The sequence below is a fragment of the Cryobacterium sp. SO2 genome (assembly GCF_026151165.2).
Taxonomy (GTDB): Bacteria; Actinomycetota; Actinomycetes; order Actinomycetales; family Microbacteriaceae; genus Cryobacterium.
Map to the genome: position 1 here is coordinate 987,419 of NZ_CP117849.1, position 16,752 is coordinate 1,004,170.

Annotated in this window: 16 protein-coding genes; 13 read left to right on the plus strand and 3 right to left on the minus strand. The window is 68.1% G+C overall.

Translation table 11 applies throughout. The annotated features are described in order from the left end of the window. Positions 1–33 precede the first annotated feature (33 nt). The 8 genes from lysA to BJQ94_RS04580 all read left to right on the plus strand — a co-directional run bounded on the left by lysA (position 34) and on the right by BJQ94_RS04580 (position 10,103). Positions 34–1,503 carry a diaminopimelate decarboxylase gene (gene lysA / locus BJQ94_RS04545; protein WP_265400888.1) on the plus strand — a complete coding sequence of 490 codons (1,470 nt, stop codon included), beginning with the start codon at positions 34–36 and terminating at the stop codon, positions 1,501–1,503. Next, positions 1,500–2,837, plus strand: a complete 1,338-nt coding sequence (locus BJQ94_RS04550; protein ID WP_265400889.1) for a homoserine dehydrogenase — start codon at positions 1,500–1,502, stop codon at positions 2,835–2,837. Before lysA ends, BJQ94_RS04550 begins: the two co-directional genes overlap by 4 nt. After that, entirely contained in the window at positions 2,837–3,958 is a 1,122-nt protein-coding gene (thrC, locus tag BJQ94_RS04555; protein WP_265400890.1) for a threonine synthase, read from the plus strand. Before BJQ94_RS04550 ends, thrC begins: the two co-directional genes overlap by 1 nt. Continuing rightward, positions 3,955–4,908 carry a homoserine kinase gene (gene thrB, locus BJQ94_RS04560; RefSeq protein ID WP_265400891.1) on the plus strand — a complete coding sequence of 318 codons (954 nt, stop codon included), beginning with the start codon at positions 3,955–3,957 and terminating at the stop codon, positions 4,906–4,908. Before thrC ends, thrB begins: the two co-directional genes overlap by 4 nt. A 293-nt stretch (positions 4,909–5,201) precedes the next feature. Continuing rightward, positions 5,202–7,826, plus strand: a complete 2,625-nt coding sequence (gene rho / locus BJQ94_RS04565) for a transcription termination factor Rho (protein ID WP_265400892.1) — start codon at positions 5,202–5,204, stop codon at positions 7,824–7,826. Then, complete coding sequence (gene prfA / locus BJQ94_RS04570; protein ID WP_110125972.1) at positions 7,826–8,905, plus strand: peptide chain release factor 1; 1,080 nt, start codon at positions 7,826–7,828, stop codon at positions 8,903–8,905. Before rho ends, prfA begins: the two co-directional genes overlap by 1 nt. Before the next feature lie 71 nt (positions 8,906–8,976). Further along, positions 8,977–9,459, plus strand: a complete 483-nt coding sequence (locus tag BJQ94_RS04575; RefSeq protein WP_265400893.1) for a GNAT family N-acetyltransferase — start codon at positions 8,977–8,979, stop codon at positions 9,457–9,459. A 2-nt stretch (positions 9,460–9,461) separates the two neighbouring features. After that, positions 9,462–10,103 carry a LysE family translocator gene (locus BJQ94_RS04580; RefSeq protein WP_265400894.1) on the plus strand — a complete coding sequence of 214 codons (642 nt, stop codon included), beginning with the start codon at positions 9,462–9,464 and terminating at the stop codon, positions 10,101–10,103. Positions 10,104–10,107: 4 nt separating this feature from the next. On the opposite strand, the gene BJQ94_RS04585 is transcribed toward BJQ94_RS04580, so the two are convergent. The 3 genes from BJQ94_RS04585 to cysK all read right to left on the minus strand — a co-directional run bounded on the left by BJQ94_RS04585 (position 10,108) and on the right by cysK (position 12,785). Continuing rightward, complete coding sequence (locus BJQ94_RS04585; protein WP_265400895.1) at positions 10,108–11,133, minus strand: 2-oxoglutarate and iron-dependent oxygenase domain-containing protein; 1,026 nt, start codon at positions 11,131–11,133, stop codon at positions 10,108–10,110. Between the two features lie 127 nt (positions 11,134–11,260). Next, on the minus strand, positions 11,261–11,839 hold the full coding sequence (epsC, locus tag BJQ94_RS04590) for a serine O-acetyltransferase EpsC (protein WP_265400896.1): 579 nt from the start codon (positions 11,837–11,839) through the stop codon (positions 11,261–11,263). A gap of 10 nt (positions 11,840–11,849) precedes the next feature. Then, the gene (gene cysK, locus BJQ94_RS04595) at positions 11,850–12,785 is read right to left on the minus strand and encodes a cysteine synthase A (protein ID WP_265400897.1); all 936 of its coding nucleotides are present in this window, start codon (positions 12,783–12,785) and stop codon (positions 11,850–11,852) included. Positions 12,786–12,936: 151 nt separating this feature from the next. Between cysK and prmC the strand changes: the two genes are divergently transcribed. From prmC to BJQ94_RS04620, 5 genes are all read left to right on the plus strand, one after another. After that, positions 12,937–13,779, plus strand: a complete 843-nt coding sequence (gene prmC / locus BJQ94_RS04600; RefSeq protein ID WP_265400961.1) for a peptide chain release factor N(5)-glutamine methyltransferase — start codon at positions 12,937–12,939, stop codon at positions 13,777–13,779. Further along, entirely contained in the window at positions 13,776–14,261 is a 486-nt protein-coding gene (locus BJQ94_RS04605) for a GNAT family N-acetyltransferase (RefSeq protein ID WP_265400898.1), read from the plus strand. Before prmC ends, BJQ94_RS04605 begins: the two co-directional genes overlap by 4 nt. Positions 14,262–14,354: 93 nt before the next feature. Then, positions 14,355–15,056: an L-threonylcarbamoyladenylate synthase gene (locus BJQ94_RS04610; protein ID WP_265400899.1), complete on the plus strand. Its 702-nt coding sequence runs from the start codon at positions 14,355–14,357 to the stop codon at positions 15,054–15,056. After that, positions 15,053–16,282, plus strand: coding sequence for an MraY family glycosyltransferase (locus BJQ94_RS04615; protein WP_265400900.1), 1,230 nt, complete (start codon positions 15,053–15,055; stop codon positions 16,280–16,282). The genes BJQ94_RS04610 and BJQ94_RS04615 overlap by 4 nt, the downstream gene beginning before the upstream one ends. Next, on the plus strand, positions 16,279–16,746 hold the full coding sequence (locus tag BJQ94_RS04620; protein ID WP_265400901.1) for a hypothetical protein: 468 nt from the start codon (positions 16,279–16,281) through the stop codon (positions 16,744–16,746). The genes BJQ94_RS04615 and BJQ94_RS04620 overlap by 4 nt, the downstream gene beginning before the upstream one ends. Positions 16,747–16,752 lie beyond the last annotated feature (6 nt).

Consider the following 16,752-nt stretch of genomic DNA (forward strand, 5'->3'; position numbering starts at 1 on the left):
GACACCCACTTGACTCCTGTGAGGTTTTCACCCGTGGCCCATAATCCACTCGCCCCCGAGTGGCTCAGCCCCCCAGCTGATGCCAACACGCTCATTGACGGCCTCTGGCCTGCCTCGGCGCACCGCGCGAACGACGGCGCGATCACGATCGGCGGCGTCAGCGCCCCCGACCTCGCGGCCCGCTTCGGCACGCCGCTCTACGTGATCGACGAGACGGATGCCCGCAGCCGCGCCGCTGAGCTCCGCGCCGCCTTCGACGCCGAGTTCGCCCGCATCGGCACCACCGTCAAGGTGTACTACGCCGCCAAGGCCTTCCTCTCCACCGAGGTCGCCCGCTGGATGGTCGACGCCGGCCTCAACATCGACGTCTGCAGCGGCGGCGAACTCGCCGTGGCCCTGGCCGCCGGCGTCGCGCCCGGCCGGATCGGTTTCCACGGCAACAACAAGTCGCTCGCGGAGATCGACGACGCCACCCGCCTGGGCGTCGGCACGATCATCATCGACAGCCCCATCGAGATCACCAGGGTCGCCGCGGCCGCCGCCCGGCACGGAGCAGTGCAGAACGTGCGCCTGCGGGTGAACAGCGGGGTGCACGCCCACACCCACGAGTTCCTGGCCACCTCGCACGAAGACCAGAAGTTCGGCGTGGTCTTCGAGGACGCCCCCGCGCTGGTCGCCGCGATCCGCGCCGAACCGAGCCTCAACTTCCTCGGCCTGCACTGCCACATCGGCTCACAGATCTTCGGCGTCGACGGCTTCGCCGAGTCGGCGTCCCGGCTGCTCAGCCTGCAGGCCGACCTGCTGGCCACCGGCCCGGTGCCCGAACTCAACCTCGGCGGCGGCTTCGGCATCGCGTACACCAGCGTCGACGACCCCACCCCGGTGCGCCAGCTGGCCGCAGGGCTGGCCGACATCGTGGCCGCCGAATGCGCGAGCCGCGGCATCCCGGTGCCCGTCATCGCCATCGAACCCGGCCGCGTCATCGTGGGCCCGGCGGGTGTGACTCTCTACGAGGTGGGCACCACCAAGCCCGTGCAGGTGGGCGAGAACACCCGGCTGTACGTGAGCATCGACGGCGGCATGAGCGACAACGCCCGCCCCGCGCTCTACGGCGCCGAATTCTCGGTGCGCATCGCCGACCGGGTGTCGGCTGCCGACGCGGCGCTCGTGCGCGTGGCCGGCAAGCACTGCGAGAGCGGCGACATCGTCGTCGACGCGGACTACCTCCCGGGGGATGTGGCGCCGGGCGATCTCGTGATGGTGCCGGCGACAGGGGCGTACTGCTGGTCGCTGGCCAGCAACTACAACTACTTAGGGCGGCCGGCCGTTGTGGCTGTCGTCGACGGAGAAGCCAGGGTCATCGTTCGCGGGGAAACGATTGACGATCTGCTGGCGAGGGACACGGGGATCTCGAGATCGGCTCACGGGGTCTCGACAAGCTCGACCAGCGGTGAGGGCTCGACAAGCACGACTAGCGAAGATGTGAAGGAAACCACCCGATGATCGAATACCGCAATCTGCGCGTCGCCCTGCTCGGCGGTGGTTCGGTCGGTGCCCAGGTGGCCCGCCTGCTCCTCGAGCACAGCGACGAGCTCGCCAACCGGGTCGGTGCGAGCCTCGAGCTCGTCGGCATCCTGGTGCGCGACCTCGACGCCCCGCGCACGGCTGACCTGCCTCGCGAGCTGCTCACCACCGACGCGGATGCTCTGATCCTCGGCGCCGACATCGTCATCGAGCTGATGGGCGGCATCGAGCCGGCCCGCAGCTACATCCTCACGGCGATCAACTCCGGCGCCGATGTGGTCACCGCCAACAAGGCTCTGCTCGCGCAGCACGGCGCCGAACTGTTCGAGGCCGCCGACCAGGTGGGCGCGCAACTCAACTATGAGGCCGCCGTGGCCGGCGCCATCCCCATCGTGCGGCCCCTGCGCGACAGCCTCGCCGGCGACAAGGTCAACCGCATCCTGGGCATCGTCAACGGCACCACCAACTTCATCCTGGACCGCATGGATGTGGCCGGCGACACCCTCGAAGAGGCCCTCGCCGCCGCCACCGAGCTCGGCTACGCCGAAGCCGACCCCACCGCGGACATCGAGGGGTACGACGCCGCGCAGAAGGCCGCGCTGCTGGCCAGCCTCGCCTTCCACACCAACGTGCCCATCGAGAAGGTCTACCGCGAGGGCATCACCAAGGTCACCCAGCAGCAGATCGAATCTGCCCGCAAGGCCGGCTACGTGGTGAAACTGCTCGCGATCTGCGAGCGCCTCACCGACCCGGAGACCGGTGAAGAGGGCGTCTCCGCGCGCGTCTACCCGGCCATGGTGCACAACAGCCACCCCCTCGCCGTGGTGCACGGCGCCAACAACGCCGTCTTCGTCGAGGCCGAGGCCGCCGGCCCGCTGATGTTCTACGGGGCAGGCGCCGGGGGAGTGCAGACGGCATCCGCCGTGCTCGGCGACGTCGTCTCGGTGGCCCGTCGCCACGTCGTCGGCGGCCCCGGCTTCGCTGCGTCGAGCCACGCCGACCTGCCCATCCTGGAAATCGGCAAGGTCATCACCCGGTACGCGGTCATCCTGGAGGTCACCGACGAACCCGGTGTGCTCGCCACAATCGCCGGAGTGTTCAGCAAGAACGACGTCTCGGTCGCGCTCGTCGAACAGTCGATGACGCCCGCAGAGACCGGAACCGGCAGTCACGATGCCGTGTCGGGCACAGCTACCCTAGTCATTGGAACGCACGAGGCCACGGAGGCTGCGCTTGCCGCGACCGTGATCGACCTTGCCGCCAACAGTGTCGTCACCAAAGTCGCATCCGTATTAAGAGTTGAAGGAGTCTGATGTCCAGCGAACGAGAGACCGGTCAGCACCAGATGGTCAAGACCCAGTCCCGTCAGTGGCGCGGTGTGCTGCGCGAGTACGCCGACCGGCTGAACATTAGCGACGCCACCCCGATCATCACGCTCGGTGAGGGCGGCACTCCGCTGATCCCCGCCGCCGCGCTCTCCGCGCGCACCGGCGCCAAGGTCTGGGTGAAGTACGAGGGCATGAACCCCACCGGATCCTTCAAGGACCGCGGTATGACGATGGCCATCTCCAAGGCCGTCGAAGACGGCGCAAAGGCCGTCATCTGCGCGTCCACCGGCAACACCTCGGCGTCCGCCGCGGCCTACGCCACCCACGCCGGCATCAAGGCCGTCGTGCTGGTGCCCGAGGGCAAGATCGCCATGGGCAAGCTCAGCCAGGCCATCGCGCACAACGCGCAGCTGCTGCAGGTGCAGGGCAACTTCGACGACTGCCTCGACATCGCTCGCGACCTCGCCAAGAACTACCCGGTGCACCTGGTCAACTCGGTCAACCCCGACCGCATCGAAGGCCAGAAGACCGCGGCCTTCGAGGTCGTCGAGGTGCTCGAAGACGCCCCGGACTTCCACATCGTGCCCGTCGGCAACGCCGGCAACTACACGGCGTACTTCCGCGGCTACAGCGAAGAACTCGCCCGTGGCGCCACCACCAAACTGCCCCGGATGTTCGGGTTCCAGGCCGCCGGTAGCGCGCCTCTCGTGCTCGGTCACCGGGTGGAGAACCCGGAGACCATCGCCAGCGCCATCCGCATCGGCAACCCGGCCTCGTGGGACTTCGCCCTCGCCGCCCGTGAGGCCAGCGACGGCTACTTCGGCGCCATCAGCGACGAGAAGATCCTCGAGGCCTACCGCATCCTCTCCGCCGAAGTGGGCATCTTCGTCGAGCCGGCCTCCGCCATCAGCGTTGCGGGCCTGCTCGAACGCGCAGACGCCGGCAAGATCCCGGCCGGCGCCACCGTCGTGCTCACCGTCACCGGCCACGGCCTGAAGGACCCGCAGTGGGCGCTTCGCACGGCCGACGGCTCCGACGTGAAGCCGACCATCGTGCCGGTCGACACCGCGGCCATCGCCGAGGTGCTGGGGTTGGGTCAGAAGTGACCACCGCGCTCCCCGTCGAGGGACGCAACACCCTGGCCGGCCGCTCGGTGGTCGTGAAGGTTCCCGCCACCACGGCCAACCTCGGCCCCGGCTTCGACACCCTCGGCCTCGCACTCGCGCACTACGACCACCTGCAGGTGGCCGTGACGGACACGCCCGGCGTGTTCGTCGAGGTACACGGAATCGGCGCAGGCGAGGTGCCCACCGACGAGAGCAACCTCGTGGTGCGGGCCATCGCGCACACCTTCGCCGCCTACGGGCTGCCCCTGCCGGGGCTCAAGCTGATCGCGGACAACAAGATCCCGCACGGCCGCGGCATGGGGTCATCCGGCGCAGCCATCGTCTCGGGCATCATGGCCGCCAAGGGCCTGCTCGAGGGCATCGTCGACATCGACTCCGAGGCGCTCCTGGTGCTCGCCACCGAGATGGAAGGGCACCCGGACAACGTGGCGCCCGCCCTCTTCGGCGGTCTCACCATCGCGTGGATGCAGCCGGACGGTCCCAAGCACAAGAAGCTGATGGTGCACCGCGGCGTCTCGCCCATGGTCTTCGTGCCCGAGCACGCCATGTCCACCGCGCTCGCGCGCAGCCTGCAGCCGCAGTCGGTGCCGCACGAAGACGCCGTCTTCAACCTGTCCCGCTCCGCGCTGCTCATCGCCGCGCTCATCCAGAGCCCTGAGCTCCTGCTCGTGGCCACCGAGGACAAGCTGCACCAGAGCTACCGCTCCGCGGCGATGCCGGAGACCAGCCGACTGATCACGCTGCTGCGCGATCACGGGTTCGCGGCCGTCGTCTCCGGTGCCGGGCCGTCGATCCTGGTGTTGGCCAGCGACCCCGGCCAGCGCCTGGTCGCTGCCGCGCTCGTGGCGGAACACTCCGAGACTCCTTGGCAGTCGCTGATGCTGGCGGTCGATTTCAAGGGCGCCACGGTCATCCGCACCGACGCCTAGCTCGCGAGCCGTGAGCCAGCCCCCTCCCGTTCGGGAGGGGGCTTTTCTCGTGGGTGGGCGATCATGAAGTGCGGCCCGAACCTGCTAGAGTGGTTGCGCACCCGATAGAAACCGCCTCCGCGGATCTGTTCTCTGGTGTATTCCCTGTAACTCACTGCTATTGCGCATTCACGCGTGGCTGTGTGTGTTCATTCCAATCCGCCACTGTGTGGGACTGGATCACCCGCAGCCCACTGGCGCTGCGAAATCTTCTCTGGCCGGCTCGTAAGCGCCAGGGGAAAGGAAAATACTTCGTGACCAACGTCAATCTCCACGCCAACGGTGTGGACATCTCTCGCCTTTCTACCCTTCGTGTCGCCGAGCTTCAGGCTCTCGCGGGCGAACTGGGTATCCAGGGCGCATCCAAACTTCGTAAAGGAGAGCTCGTGGACGCAATCACCGCGAACCAGTCCGGCGCGACCGAGTCGGCCGCACCTGCCGACGCCCCCGCCGAGGTCGCAGCCGCTGAGGCAGCACCCGTCGAGGCGCCTGCAGAGGCCGTCGTCGAGGCGCCCGTCGAGGCCGCCCCGAAGAAGCGCGTCTCCCGCCGCGTCAGCACCGCCACGTCGGCTCCGGCCGTCGCACACGTCAACGCCGACGGCGACCTGGGCCTCGGCCTGATCCTCCCCGAGGCCGGCAGCCGTCGCAAGACCACCGCCCCCACCACCTACGCCGGCGCCACCGCCGGTGACATCGTCGCCGACGCCCCCGTGGAGAAGCCTGCCCGTCAGGTCCGCAAGCGTGCCAGCACCTCCACCATCACCGAGGCCGTCGCCGCCGCACTCGTCGCAGAGGCCGAGGCCGCAGCGGCCAGCGTCGAAGCGCCCGCCGCCAGCGCGCCCGTCGCCGCCGAGCCGGCCACCGAGGCCCCCGCCGGCAACTCCCGCAACCGTCGTGGTGGCAACACCCGCAACGACAACCGTGGCGAGAACCGCAACGAAGGCCGCAACGAAAGCCGCAACAACGGTCGCAACGGCGGCAACAACCGCAACGCGGCCGCCACGGCCCGCAACGCGTTCGACGCCCGCAGCATCATCGACGCTCAGAACGCCGAAGACGGCTACGAGACCCCCGCCGAGACCGTCGACGCCGCACCGGCAGAGACCACCGTCGACGCCGAGAGCACCGAGTCCCGCATCCAGCGCCCCGAGGGCGTTGTGCGCGCAGAGCGCTCCGAGCGCGGCGGCCGCCAGCGCAACCAGCGCGGCGCCCGTGCCGAGCAGACCGAGCAGGCAGAACCGACCGAGCAGGTCGAGGCAGCCGAGCAGGCCGAGCCGACCGAGCAGGCCGACACCACCGGCGCAGAGACCGACCAGTCCGAGCAGTCCGACCAGCCGCGTCAGGGCCGCAACCGCAACCGCAGCCGCGGCGGCGACCGCAACCAGAACCAGCAGGGCGACCGCGCGCAGCAGTCCACGGATGACCGTGGCGACGACCGCCAGGCCAACCAGCGCCAGGCGGGCAACCGCGGCCAGGGCCAGGACCGTCAGCAGCAGGACCGCCAGCAGCAGGATCGTCAGCAGAACGACCGCCAGCAGGGCGATCGCCAGCAGAGCGACCGCGCCCAGCAGGAGCGCCAGGGCCAGGATCGCAACCAGGGCCTGGACCGCAACTCCGGCCCAGAGGACGAGCTGAACGGCCGCAACAACCGCAGCCGTTTCCGTGACCGCAAGCGTCGCGGCGCCACCAGCAACGACGACTTCGAGCCCGAGCTGACCGACGATGACGTGCTCATCCCGGTCGCCGGCATCCTCGACGTTCTCGACAACTACGCGTTCGTGCGCACCTCCGGCTACCTGCCCGGCGCCAGCGACGTCTACGTCTCGCTCGGCCAGGTCAAGAAGTACAACCTGCGCAAGGGTGACGCCGTCGTCGGCTCGATCCGTCAGCCGCACGAGGGTGACCAGAGCGGCCGCCAGAAGTACAACGCGATCGTCAAGGTCGACTCCATCAACGGCCTGACCGTCGAGGAAGCCGCCACCCGCGTCGAGTTCCAGAAGCTCACCCCGCTCTACCCGCAAGAGCGTCTGCGCCTCGAGACCGAGCCGGGCAAGCTGACCCAGCGCATCATCGACCTCGTCGCCCCGATCGGCAAGGGCCAGCGCGGCCTGATCGTCGCGCCGCCCAAGGCCGGCAAGACCATCGTCATGCAGCAGATCGCCAACGCCATCGCCACGAACAACCCCGAGGTCCACCTCATGGTCGTCCTGGTCGACGAGCGTCCGGAAGAGGTCACCGACATGCAGCGCACGGTCAAGGGTGAGGTCATCGCCTCCACCTTCGACCGTCCCGCCGAGGACCACACCACGGTCGCCGAGCTCGCCATCGAGCGCGCCAAGCGCCTCGTCGAGCTGGGCCACGACGTCGTCGTGTTGCTCGACTCGATCACCCGCCTGGGCCGTGCCTACAACCTGACGGCCCCGCCGTCGGGTCGCATCCTCTCCGGCGGTGTCGACGCATCCGCGCTGTACCCGCCCAAGCGTTTCTTCGGCGCTGCCCGCAACATCGAGAACGGTGGCTCGCTCACCATCCTCGCCTCCGCGCTGGTGGAGACCGGGTCCAAGATGGACGAGGTCATCTTCGAGGAGTTCAAGGGCACCGGCAACATGGAGCTGCGCCTGTCGCGCCACCTGGCCGACAAGCGCATCTTCCCGGCCGTCGACGTCAACGCATCCGGCACCCGCCGCGAAGAAATGCTGATGAGCGCCGATGAGGTCAAGATCACCTGGAAGCTGCGCCGCGCCCTCGCCGGACTCGAGCAGCAGCAGGCGCTCGAGGTCATCCTGGGCCGGCTGAAGGAGACCTCGTCCAACGTCGAGTTCCTGATGCAGGTTCAGAAGTCGATGCCGACCCCGAACGGGTCAGACAAGGATCACTGATGTTCGAGTCTGTCCTGACTCTGCAGGCTGAGCACGACGAGCTGCAGTCCCAGTTGGCGGACCCGGAGTTGCACGCTAACCCCGCCCGTTCCAAGAAGGTTAATCGGCGCTATGCCGAACTCAGTCGCATCATCGCCGCGTGGAACGAGTGGAAAGAGATTGGCGACAATCTCGAAGCCGCTCGGGAACTCGCCGACGAGGATGAGTCGTTCGCGGAAGAGATTCCGGGACTCGTGGACCAGCTGGAGGCCGCAGCCGAAAAGCTGCGCCGCCTGCTGATCCCGCGTGACCCGCTGGACGCCCGCGACGTGATCATGGAGATCAAGATGGGGGAGGGCGGTGCGGAATCCGCACTGTTCGCCGCCGATCTCCTGCGCATGTACCTGCACTACGCGGAGTCCAAGCGCTGGAAAACCGAGATCATCGAGCAGACCACGAGCGACCTCGGCGGCATCAAGGACATCCAGTTGGCTATCAAGGGCAACTCGGCTGACCCCGCAGAGGGCGTCTGGGCCCACCTCAAGTACGAGGGTGGTGTTCACCGCGTCCAGCGGGTGCCGGCCACCGAGTCGCAGGGACGCATCCACACCTCGGCGGCGGGCGTTCTCGTCTTCCCCGAGGTCGATGAGCCCGAAGAGGTCGAGCTGCACCCGAACGACCTCAAGATCGACGTTTACCGCTCAAGCGGCCCCGGCGGCCAGTCCGTGAACACGACGGACTCCGCCGTGCGGATCACCCACCTTCCCACTGGGATCGTGGTGGCCATGCAGAACGAGAAGAGCCAGCTGCAGAACAAGGAAGCGGGTATGCGGGTACTCCGCGCCCGCGTCCTCGCCCGGCAGCAGGAAGAGATCGACGAGGCCGCCTCGCTGGTGCGCAAGGGCCAGATCCGCACCATGGACCGGTCAGAGCGCATCCGCACGTACAACTTCCCGGAGAACCGGATCGCGGACCACCGCACCGGTTACAAGGCGTACAACCTGGACACCGTGATGAACGGCGCCCTGGATGCCGTCATCGACTCGTGCATCACCGCCGACGAGGCCACCCGCCTCGCCGAGATCGGCGACCACGACTAGCTCCTGATCACCAGAAAAGGCGCCCCGGCTCAGGCCGGGGCGCCTTTTCTCGTTCAACTAGGCTGAGATTCATGCCCGGGCTCACCTTTGTCACGACCGACCCTGGCGCGCCCGCTGCCGCCGGCCTGCTGCGGGCCTACTACGACGACATCGTCGGTCGGTATTGGGGCCGGGCCGCGCTGCCCGCCGAGACCGATGCTGCCATGGCGGATGAGCCCAGTGACGACCTTCGGGGCGATACCGGTCTGCTTGTGCTCGGCATCCTGAACGGCACACCGCTCGCTTGCGGCGGAGTGCGTTTCGTCGGGGCCGGCATCGGCGAACTGACTCGCGTCTACGTTGCCGCCGAAGCGCGGGGAACCGGCGCCGGCGCCGGGCTTCTGGCCCACCTGGACGGCTTGGCCGTTGCCGCCGGACTCAGCACGCTGCGATTGACGGTGCGCAGCGACCTCGTCGAGGCCCGCCGGCTGTATGCCCGATGCGGTTACCTCGAGGTGGCCCCATTCAACACCGAACCCTATGCGGAGCACTGGCTCTCGAAGGAGCTGCACTGAGCATGGTCACACTTCCTGCCGTCCTGGGCATGGCGCTCGTCGCCCTCGGCATGGTCCTCACGCCGGGGCCGAACATGATCTACCTGGTCTCCCGCAGCATCGGGCAGGGCTGGCGCGCCGGAATGGTCTCGCTGGGAGGCACCCTGGTGGGGTTCCTCGTCTACATGACCATGGCCAACGTCGGGCTCGCCGCCGTGTTCCTGCTGGTGCCGTGGCTGTACACGGCGGTGAAGATCGCCGGAGCGGCCTACCTGCTCTACCTGGCCTGGAAGACCCTGAAGCCCGGCGGGCTGTCGCTGTTCGAGGCCCGGGATCTGCCGGTCGATTCCCGGGCGAAGCTGTTCCGGATGGGCCTGGTGACTAACCTGCTCAACCCCAAGGCGGCCATCATGTACCTCGCCCTGATCCCTCAGTTCGTGACACCGTCCGCGGGAAACGTGATGCTCCAGGGCTTTATCCTCGGCGGGGTGCAGATCACCGTGAGCATGCTGGTGAACGCCGCGATCGTGCTGGCCGCCGGCGCCATCGCGGTGTTCCTGCGCAGCCGGCCCACCTGGCTGGTCCTGCAGCGCTGGATCACCGGCACTCTGCTGGGCGCGGTGGGCGTCAAGCTCGCGATCGACGCTCCCGCACCCGCGGCCTGACCTCTTACTTGACTAGGTCCGGGTGGTGGATCGCCGCCACGTCGGGGTGCGCGCGCAGACGGCTCTTGAGCACGTTCTCGCCGTAGGTCGTGAAGATCGGGTTCTCCGGGTCCACCGTGATACCGGGGGCGTGCAGTTCTTCCGGCAGCGTGAGAACCGGGATCGTGGCGTCCAGTGCCGGGCTGTAGAAGAACGGGATCGAGATCCGGTCGGTGCCGATCAGCGGGGAGATCACCCGGTGCACGGTGGCCTTGAGGTAACCGTCCGTGGCCACCTCGAGCAGCTCGCCGATGTTCACCACGAACGCGCCGTCCAGCGGGGGAGCGTCGATCCACTCGCCGTCCTTCTCCACCTGCAGGCCGCCCTTGCCGGGCTCGACGAACAGCAGGGTGAGCACCCCGGAGTCCTTGTGCGCGCCGACGCCCTGCTTGGGTGTGGGGTCCGACTTGCCGGGGTAGCGCACGATCTTGATCAGGGTCGACGGCTTCTCGGCGAAGGCTTCATCGAAAACATCCTGCGGGGCGCCGAGCGACAGGGCCCACGCCTGCATCAGGCGGAGGGCAACGTCGTTGAGCTCCTCACGCCACTGGGTCATGACCTCTTCCAGTGCGGGCAGGTTCTCCGGCCACTGGTTGGGGCCTTCCAGGCGCAGGTAATCGGCGTCGTCCGCGCCGAGCTCGAGGGCCGGACGCTCCGCGCCGATGTCGATCTGCTCGCGCCAGTCCACCTTGCCCTGGGTGAGCTCGCCGCCGACCCGGGTGTAACCGCGGAAGTGCGGGCTCTTGAGGTTCTCGATGGCCATCTTGTCGTCCTCGGGGAGGTTGAAGAAGGCCCGCGAGGTGGTCATCACCCGCTCGATCAGCTCGGCAGGCACACCGTGCCCGGTGAGGTAGAAGAACCCGTATTCGTGGGTGACCTCACGCAGCTCCGCACGGAATGCCTCCGCCTCAGCCGGCCCGGCATTGAGCCTGGACAGGTCGAGGATCGGGAGGGACAGGGCGGTGTTCGGGGCGGCGGCTGAAGTTGTCATGACAACTATTCTGCCAACAACCGCCTGGAAATCCACCGGTGTTACACCGGATTGCCGGAGTCGAAGATCCTGCGGATCGGCATCCGCCACGGCGTGCCCCGTCGCAGAAAACCCCGGTTGATGGGGGTCAGGAGCCGGATGCGAGCAGGCTGCGGGCCGTCTTGATGTCGTCGTTGGTGGCCGGCTGGGCTCGGGCGGGGATGCCGAGCAGGATCGACCGAGCGGGGGCGTCCTTCGTGACGACGGCGTTGGCCCCCACGGTGCTCCACTCGCCGAGCGTGATCGGGCCGAGAATCTTGGCGCCGGCGCCTACGGTCACACAGTCGCGCAGGGTGGGATGCCGCTGTGCGCCCGGCACGTTCCCGTGTCGGCTCTTCCCGCCGAGGGTGACCCCGTGGTACAGCATCACGTCGTCACCGACCACGGCGGTCTCGCCGATCACGACGCCCATGCCGTGGTCGATGAAGAGGCGCCGGCCGATGCTGGCGCCCGGGTGGATCTCCACTCCGGTGAGGAACCTGGCGAACTGGGACAGCAGCCGGGCCGGCAGGCGCAGGCCTGCCAGCCACAGCTTGTGCGTGATGCGATAGGCCCAAACGGCGTGCACGCCGCTATAGGCGAGCACAACCTCGGCCTTGCTGTGCGCGGCAGGGTCGTGCCTCTGCGCCATCGCGATGTCCTCGCGAATGCGGGCGAACACTCCCATGCCGGGCACTCTAGACGAGGTCTTCGTAGAGCACGGTGCTGATGTACCGTTCCCCGAATCCGGGCACGATCACGACGATGGTCTTGCCGGCGTTCTCGGGCAGCTTGGCCTGCTCGAGGGCGGCCCAAACCGCGGCGCCGCCGGAGATTCCCGCGAGGATGCCCTCCTGGGTGCCCAGCGCACGGGCGGTGGCGACCGAGTCGGCCAGCGTGACGTCGGTGACCTCGTCGTAGACGTGGGTGTCGAGAACGGTCGGCACGAAGTTGGCGCCGATGCCCTGGATCTTGTGCGGGCCGGGAGCGCCGCCGTTGAGGATGGGGGAGTCCTTGGGCTCGACACCGATCACGCGTACGGAGGGCTTGCGCTCCTTGAGCAGCTGGCCGGCGCCCGTGATGGTTCCGCCGGTGCCGATGCCGGCCACGAGCAGATCGACGGCCCCGTCGGTGTCGTCCCAGATCTCCACACCCGTTGTGGCCTTGTGAATGGCCGGGTTCGCCGGGTTGTCGAACTGACGGGCCCAGATCGCGCCAGGCGTCGCTTCGACGATCTCCTGGGCCTTCTCGACCGCGCCGCGCATGCCGGCGGCACCCGGGGTCAAAACGAGCTCGGCGCCATAGGCCCGCAGAAGGATCTTGCGCTCCTTGCTCATGGTCTCCGGCATGGCCAGGATCACCTTGTAGCCGCGTGCAGCGCCCACCAGGGCCAGGGCGATGCCCGTGTTGCCGCTGGTGCCCTCGACGATGGTGCCACCGGGCTGCAGTTCACCGGACGCCTCGGCGGCGTCGACGATGGCGATGCCGATGCGGTCCTTGACGCTGCTGGACGGGTTGTAGAACTCGAGCTTGGCCAGGACCGTGGCCGTGGAGTCGCCGGGAAGCCGGTTGAGCTTGACCAGCGGGGTTCCGCCCACTGTCTTGGTAATGTCTGAGTAAATCCGTGCGGACATCGATAGACCTTTCCTGTGGCTCTCGTTAAGCCTAGAGCCATGACGATACCTAGAGAGTTGCGTAAGATTCCAGTTTGTGACACCTCCCCGTAGCAACTCCGATCTCCCGTCCGATATTCCGGCACCGGTGATTCCGGCCACCGTCGACCTGATGCGGTCGTTCGCTGCTTCTGCGCTGGCTGGAGCGGGAATCGAGGACGCCGAGATCGACGCCGACCTCCTGATCGGGCATGTCCTCGGCCAGAGCCGCGGACAGGTGCAGGCCGCCGCCATCATGGGCAAGGAGCTCAGCAACACGGATGCGTCCGCCATAGTCGCCCTGATCGGCCGCCGGGAGAAGCGCGAGCCCCTGCAGCACATCACCGGCCGGGCACCGTTCCGGGCGCTCGAACTCAACGTGGGCCCCGGCGTCTTCGTGCCGCGACCCGAAACCGAGGGGGTCGCCCAGATCGCCATCGACGCCCTGCGCTCGATGGCCGATCCAGAGCCGATCGGGGTAGACCTGGGCACCGGCAGCGGCGCCATCGCCCTGGCCCTGGCCACCGAGGTGCCGCACGCCCGGGTGTTCGCCTGTGAGAACTCCGCCGACGCGTTCCCCTGGACCAGCCGCAACTTTGCCGAGGTCGCCGCCGACAACGCCCGGCTCGTGTTCGCCGACCTGGCCGACGCCTTCCCCGAACTCGACGGCACGGTGTCGGTGGTTGTGTCGAACCCTCCGTACATTCCCGCAGACGCCATCCCGCGCGACCCTGAGGTGCGCCTGTTCGACCCGGCCCACGCCCTCTACGGCGGCCAGGACGGCCTGGATGTGGTGCGCCTGGTGTCGCAGACGGGCCTCCGCCTGCTGCGTGCCGGCGGGGTGCTCATCATCGAGCACGGCGAACTGCAGGGCGCCGACATCCGCGCGTTGCTCGACAACGACGGCTGGCGGGCCACCGCCACCCACCGCGACCTCACCACCCGCGACCGCACCACAACCGCCCTGCGCCCGTGACCGCATCCCTGCGCCCGCTCACGCCGGAAGAGCTCGCGGCCTGGCTCGCCACCAGCACCCTCGACTACACCGACGACCTTGAGGTGGCGGGGCTGAGCCGGGCCGCGGCCGAGAGGAAAGCGGGGGAGTCCACGGCACGCGAGTTCCCGGGCGGCCTCCCCGCGCCTGGGCAGCACGTCTACGCGGTGACGGTCTCCGGTGAGCACGTCGGTGTGCTCTGGCTCTCGGCCGGGCCGGCCGACGATCCCACCAACTGGTGGATCCTCGACATCCTGATCTTCGAGGCATTCCGCGGCCGCGGCCATGGCCGCCGGGCGATGCTGCTCGCCGAGACCGAGGCAGCCCGATTGGGTGCCGCCAAGATCACCCTGAACGTGTTCGCCCGCAACGCTGCCGCCCGAGCTCTCTATGCGTCCCTGGCCTATGAGCCCACAAAGATCTACCTGGAAAAGACGCTCCCCCTCCCGCGAGCCGTGAGTTAAGCCCCAAAAATCCCGGGTTTTCGGGGCTCAAGTCACGGTTCGCGAGACAGGCCTCCCAGGCCTCACAGGGAGGCTGCAGTAGAATCAGGCGCGATGACACGTATCTATGACTGCTCGGTCGACGAGGAATACACGACCGGCATGCGACTGGCACGCTCGGCGATCGGCCGTGGCGCGCTCGTTGTCATCCCCACCGACACCGTCTACGGCGTCGCCGCCGACGCGTTCAACCCCGAGGCCGTGCAGAAGCTGCTGGATGCGAAGGGTCGCGACCGTCAATCGCCGCCGCCCGTGCTCATCCCCGGCATCCCCACGCTCGACGCCCTGGCCGAGAACGTGCCCCAGCCGGTGCGCGACCTGGTCGCGGCCTTCTGGCCCGGCGGTCTCACCGTGGTGCTCACGGCCCAACCGTCGCTGGTCTGGGACCTCGGTGAGACGCGGGGCACCGTCGCCCTGCGGATGCCGCGCAACAAGGTGGCCCTGGACCTTTTGGCCGAGACCGGTCCGCTCGCCGTCTCGAGCGCGAACACCACGGGCAAACCGTCGGCCATCGACGCCGCAGGGGCGGACGACATGCTCGGCGGCACCGTGGCCGTGTACCTGGACGGGGGAGTGGCCGGCCTGGACTACGAGGCCATCGGCGACCGGCCCGGTGACACGTCCTCCACAATCGTCGACGCCACGGGCTTCGACACCAACGGCGGAAAACTGGTGATCGTGCGCAACGGCGTCATCTCCCGTGCCGCCATCGAGGCCGTGATCGGGGAGGCGCTGGCCCCGGTGGCAGAGCAATGACCCTCTTCGTCATCCTGGCGCTGGTCTCGGCGGTCGTGACCTACCTCATGTCGATGGTGGTCCTCAAGCTCACCCACAAATACCGGCTCTACCCGAAGATCCGCGAACGCGACGTGCACACCAGGCCCACCCCGCGACTGGGCGGCATCGCGATGTTCCTGGGCATCCTGGTGGCCTTCGGGGTGTCCTACCTGGTGGCATCCCAGTTCGCGCCGCTGCGGCTGATCTTCGCCGACCCCCACCAGATCATGGCGATCCTCGGTGCCGCGCTGCTGATCGTGCTGCTGGGCGTGGCCGACGACATCTGGGACCTGGACTGGATGACCAAGCTGCTCGGCCAGTTCATCGCCGCCGGACTGGTGGCCTGGCAGGGGGTGCAGGTCTTCTCGCTGCCCATCGGCGGACTTACCGTCGGTTCCTCCTGGATGTCGATCGTGATCACCGTGATGGCCATCGTCATCGTGATGAACATGATCAACTTCATCGACGGCCTCGACGGCCTCGTCGCCGGGGTCGCGCTCATCGCCAACGGCGTCTTCTTCATCTACAGCTACCTGCTGGTGCGCGACACCTCGCCCACCAACTACTTCAACCTCGCCTCCCTGATCGCCGCGATCCTCGTCGGCGCCTGCGTGGGCTTCCTGCCGGTCAACTGGCATCCGGCAAAGATGTTCATGGGCGACGCCGGCGCCCTGCTGGTGGGCCTGCTGATGGCCACCTCCGCGATCGCGATCACCGGCCAGGTCGACCCCACCGCGATCAACCGCGCCCAGCTGTTCCCCGCGTTCATCCCGCTGATCCTGCCGGTTGCGATCCTCATCATCCCCCTGCTGGACTTCGGCCTGGCGGTGTTCCGGCGGGTGCGGGCAGGCAAGTCCCCGTTCAGCGCCGACCGTAAGCATCTGCACCACCGATTGCTGGACATGGGCCACTCCCACCTGCACGCCGTGCTGATCTTCTACGGCTGGACCGCGGCCGCGTCGGTCGGTTGCCTGCTGTACTACGTGTTGCCGGTGTTCTTCGGCCTGCCCAGCGGCTGGGCCACAGTCTTCCTGGTGACCGCCCTGGTCATCTGCACAATCGTGACGCTGGCTCCGCTGAGCCGCCGCAAGGCCATTGAGGCGGCCAGCCAGCTGGCGCCAGTGACCGCGGTGATCGGTATCGAGCCCAGCGCCGTCCTTGACCCCCTCGACGAGGCGTCTGACAACGCCAAGGAGCACGTATGAGCACCGCACCCAGCACCCAGCCCACCTCGATCCCGGTCTTCCGCCAGGTGCTCGTCTACGGCGGTGTGCTGGCCCTCGCGATCGCCGTGATCGGCATGGTCGTCGGTGGACTCACCGTGGGCGGTGTCGGCGTGCTGAGCGCCCTGATCGGGACCCTGATGGCCGTCGTGTTCATGGGCATCACCGCTGCCAGCATTCTGTTGGCCAATCGTTATGCGGGCAGGGAGTCCGCCATCGGCGCCTTCTTCGGCATCGTGATGGGCGGCTGGCTGCTCAAGTTCGTGGTCTTCCTGGTGCTGCTGATCCTGCTCAAGGACCAGCCCTGGATCAACCCCCTGGTGCTGTTCCTGAGCATCATCGCCGGTGTCCTCGGTTCCCTCGTGGTCGACGCGATCGTGCTCTTCAAGAGCCGGATGCCCTACGCCAGCGACGTCGTGCTGCCGCCCGCGCCGCACGATGACTGAGGTAGA

Coding starts and splice junctions, on each gene's coding strand:
- BJQ94_RS04550 (WP_265400889.1), top strand. CDS start 1,500: ATGATCGAATACCGCAATCTGCGCGTCGCCCTGCTCGGCGGTGGTTCG.
- thrC (WP_265400890.1), top strand. CDS start 2,837: ATGTCCAGCGAACGAGAGACCGGTCAGCACCAGATGGTCAAGACCCAG.
- prfA (WP_110125972.1), top strand. CDS start 7,826: ATGTTCGAGTCTGTCCTGACTCTGCAGGCTGAGCACGACGAGCTGCAG.
- BJQ94_RS04575 (WP_265400893.1), top strand. CDS start 8,977: ATGCCCGGGCTCACCTTTGTCACGACCGACCCTGGCGCGCCCGCTGCC.
- BJQ94_RS04580 (WP_265400894.1), top strand. CDS start 9,462: ATGGTCACACTTCCTGCCGTCCTGGGCATGGCGCTCGTCGCCCTCGGC.
- BJQ94_RS04585 (WP_265400895.1), bottom strand. CDS start 11,133: ATGACAACTTCAGCCGCCGCCCCGAACACCGCCCTGTCCCTCCCGATC.
- epsC (WP_265400896.1), bottom strand. CDS start 11,839: ATGGGAGTGTTCGCCCGCATTCGCGAGGACATCGCGATGGCGCAGAGG.
- cysK (WP_265400897.1), bottom strand. CDS start 12,785: ATGTCCGCACGGATTTACTCAGACATTACCAAGACAGTGGGCGGAACC.
- prmC (WP_265400961.1), top strand. CDS start 12,937: ATGCGGTCGTTCGCTGCTTCTGCGCTGGCTGGAGCGGGAATCGAGGAC.
- BJQ94_RS04610 (WP_265400899.1), top strand. CDS start 14,355: ATGACACGTATCTATGACTGCTCGGTCGACGAGGAATACACGACCGGC.
- BJQ94_RS04615 (WP_265400900.1), top strand. CDS start 15,053: ATGACCCTCTTCGTCATCCTGGCGCTGGTCTCGGCGGTCGTGACCTAC.
- BJQ94_RS04620 (WP_265400901.1), top strand. CDS start 16,279: ATGAGCACCGCACCCAGCACCCAGCCCACCTCGATCCCGGTCTTCCGC.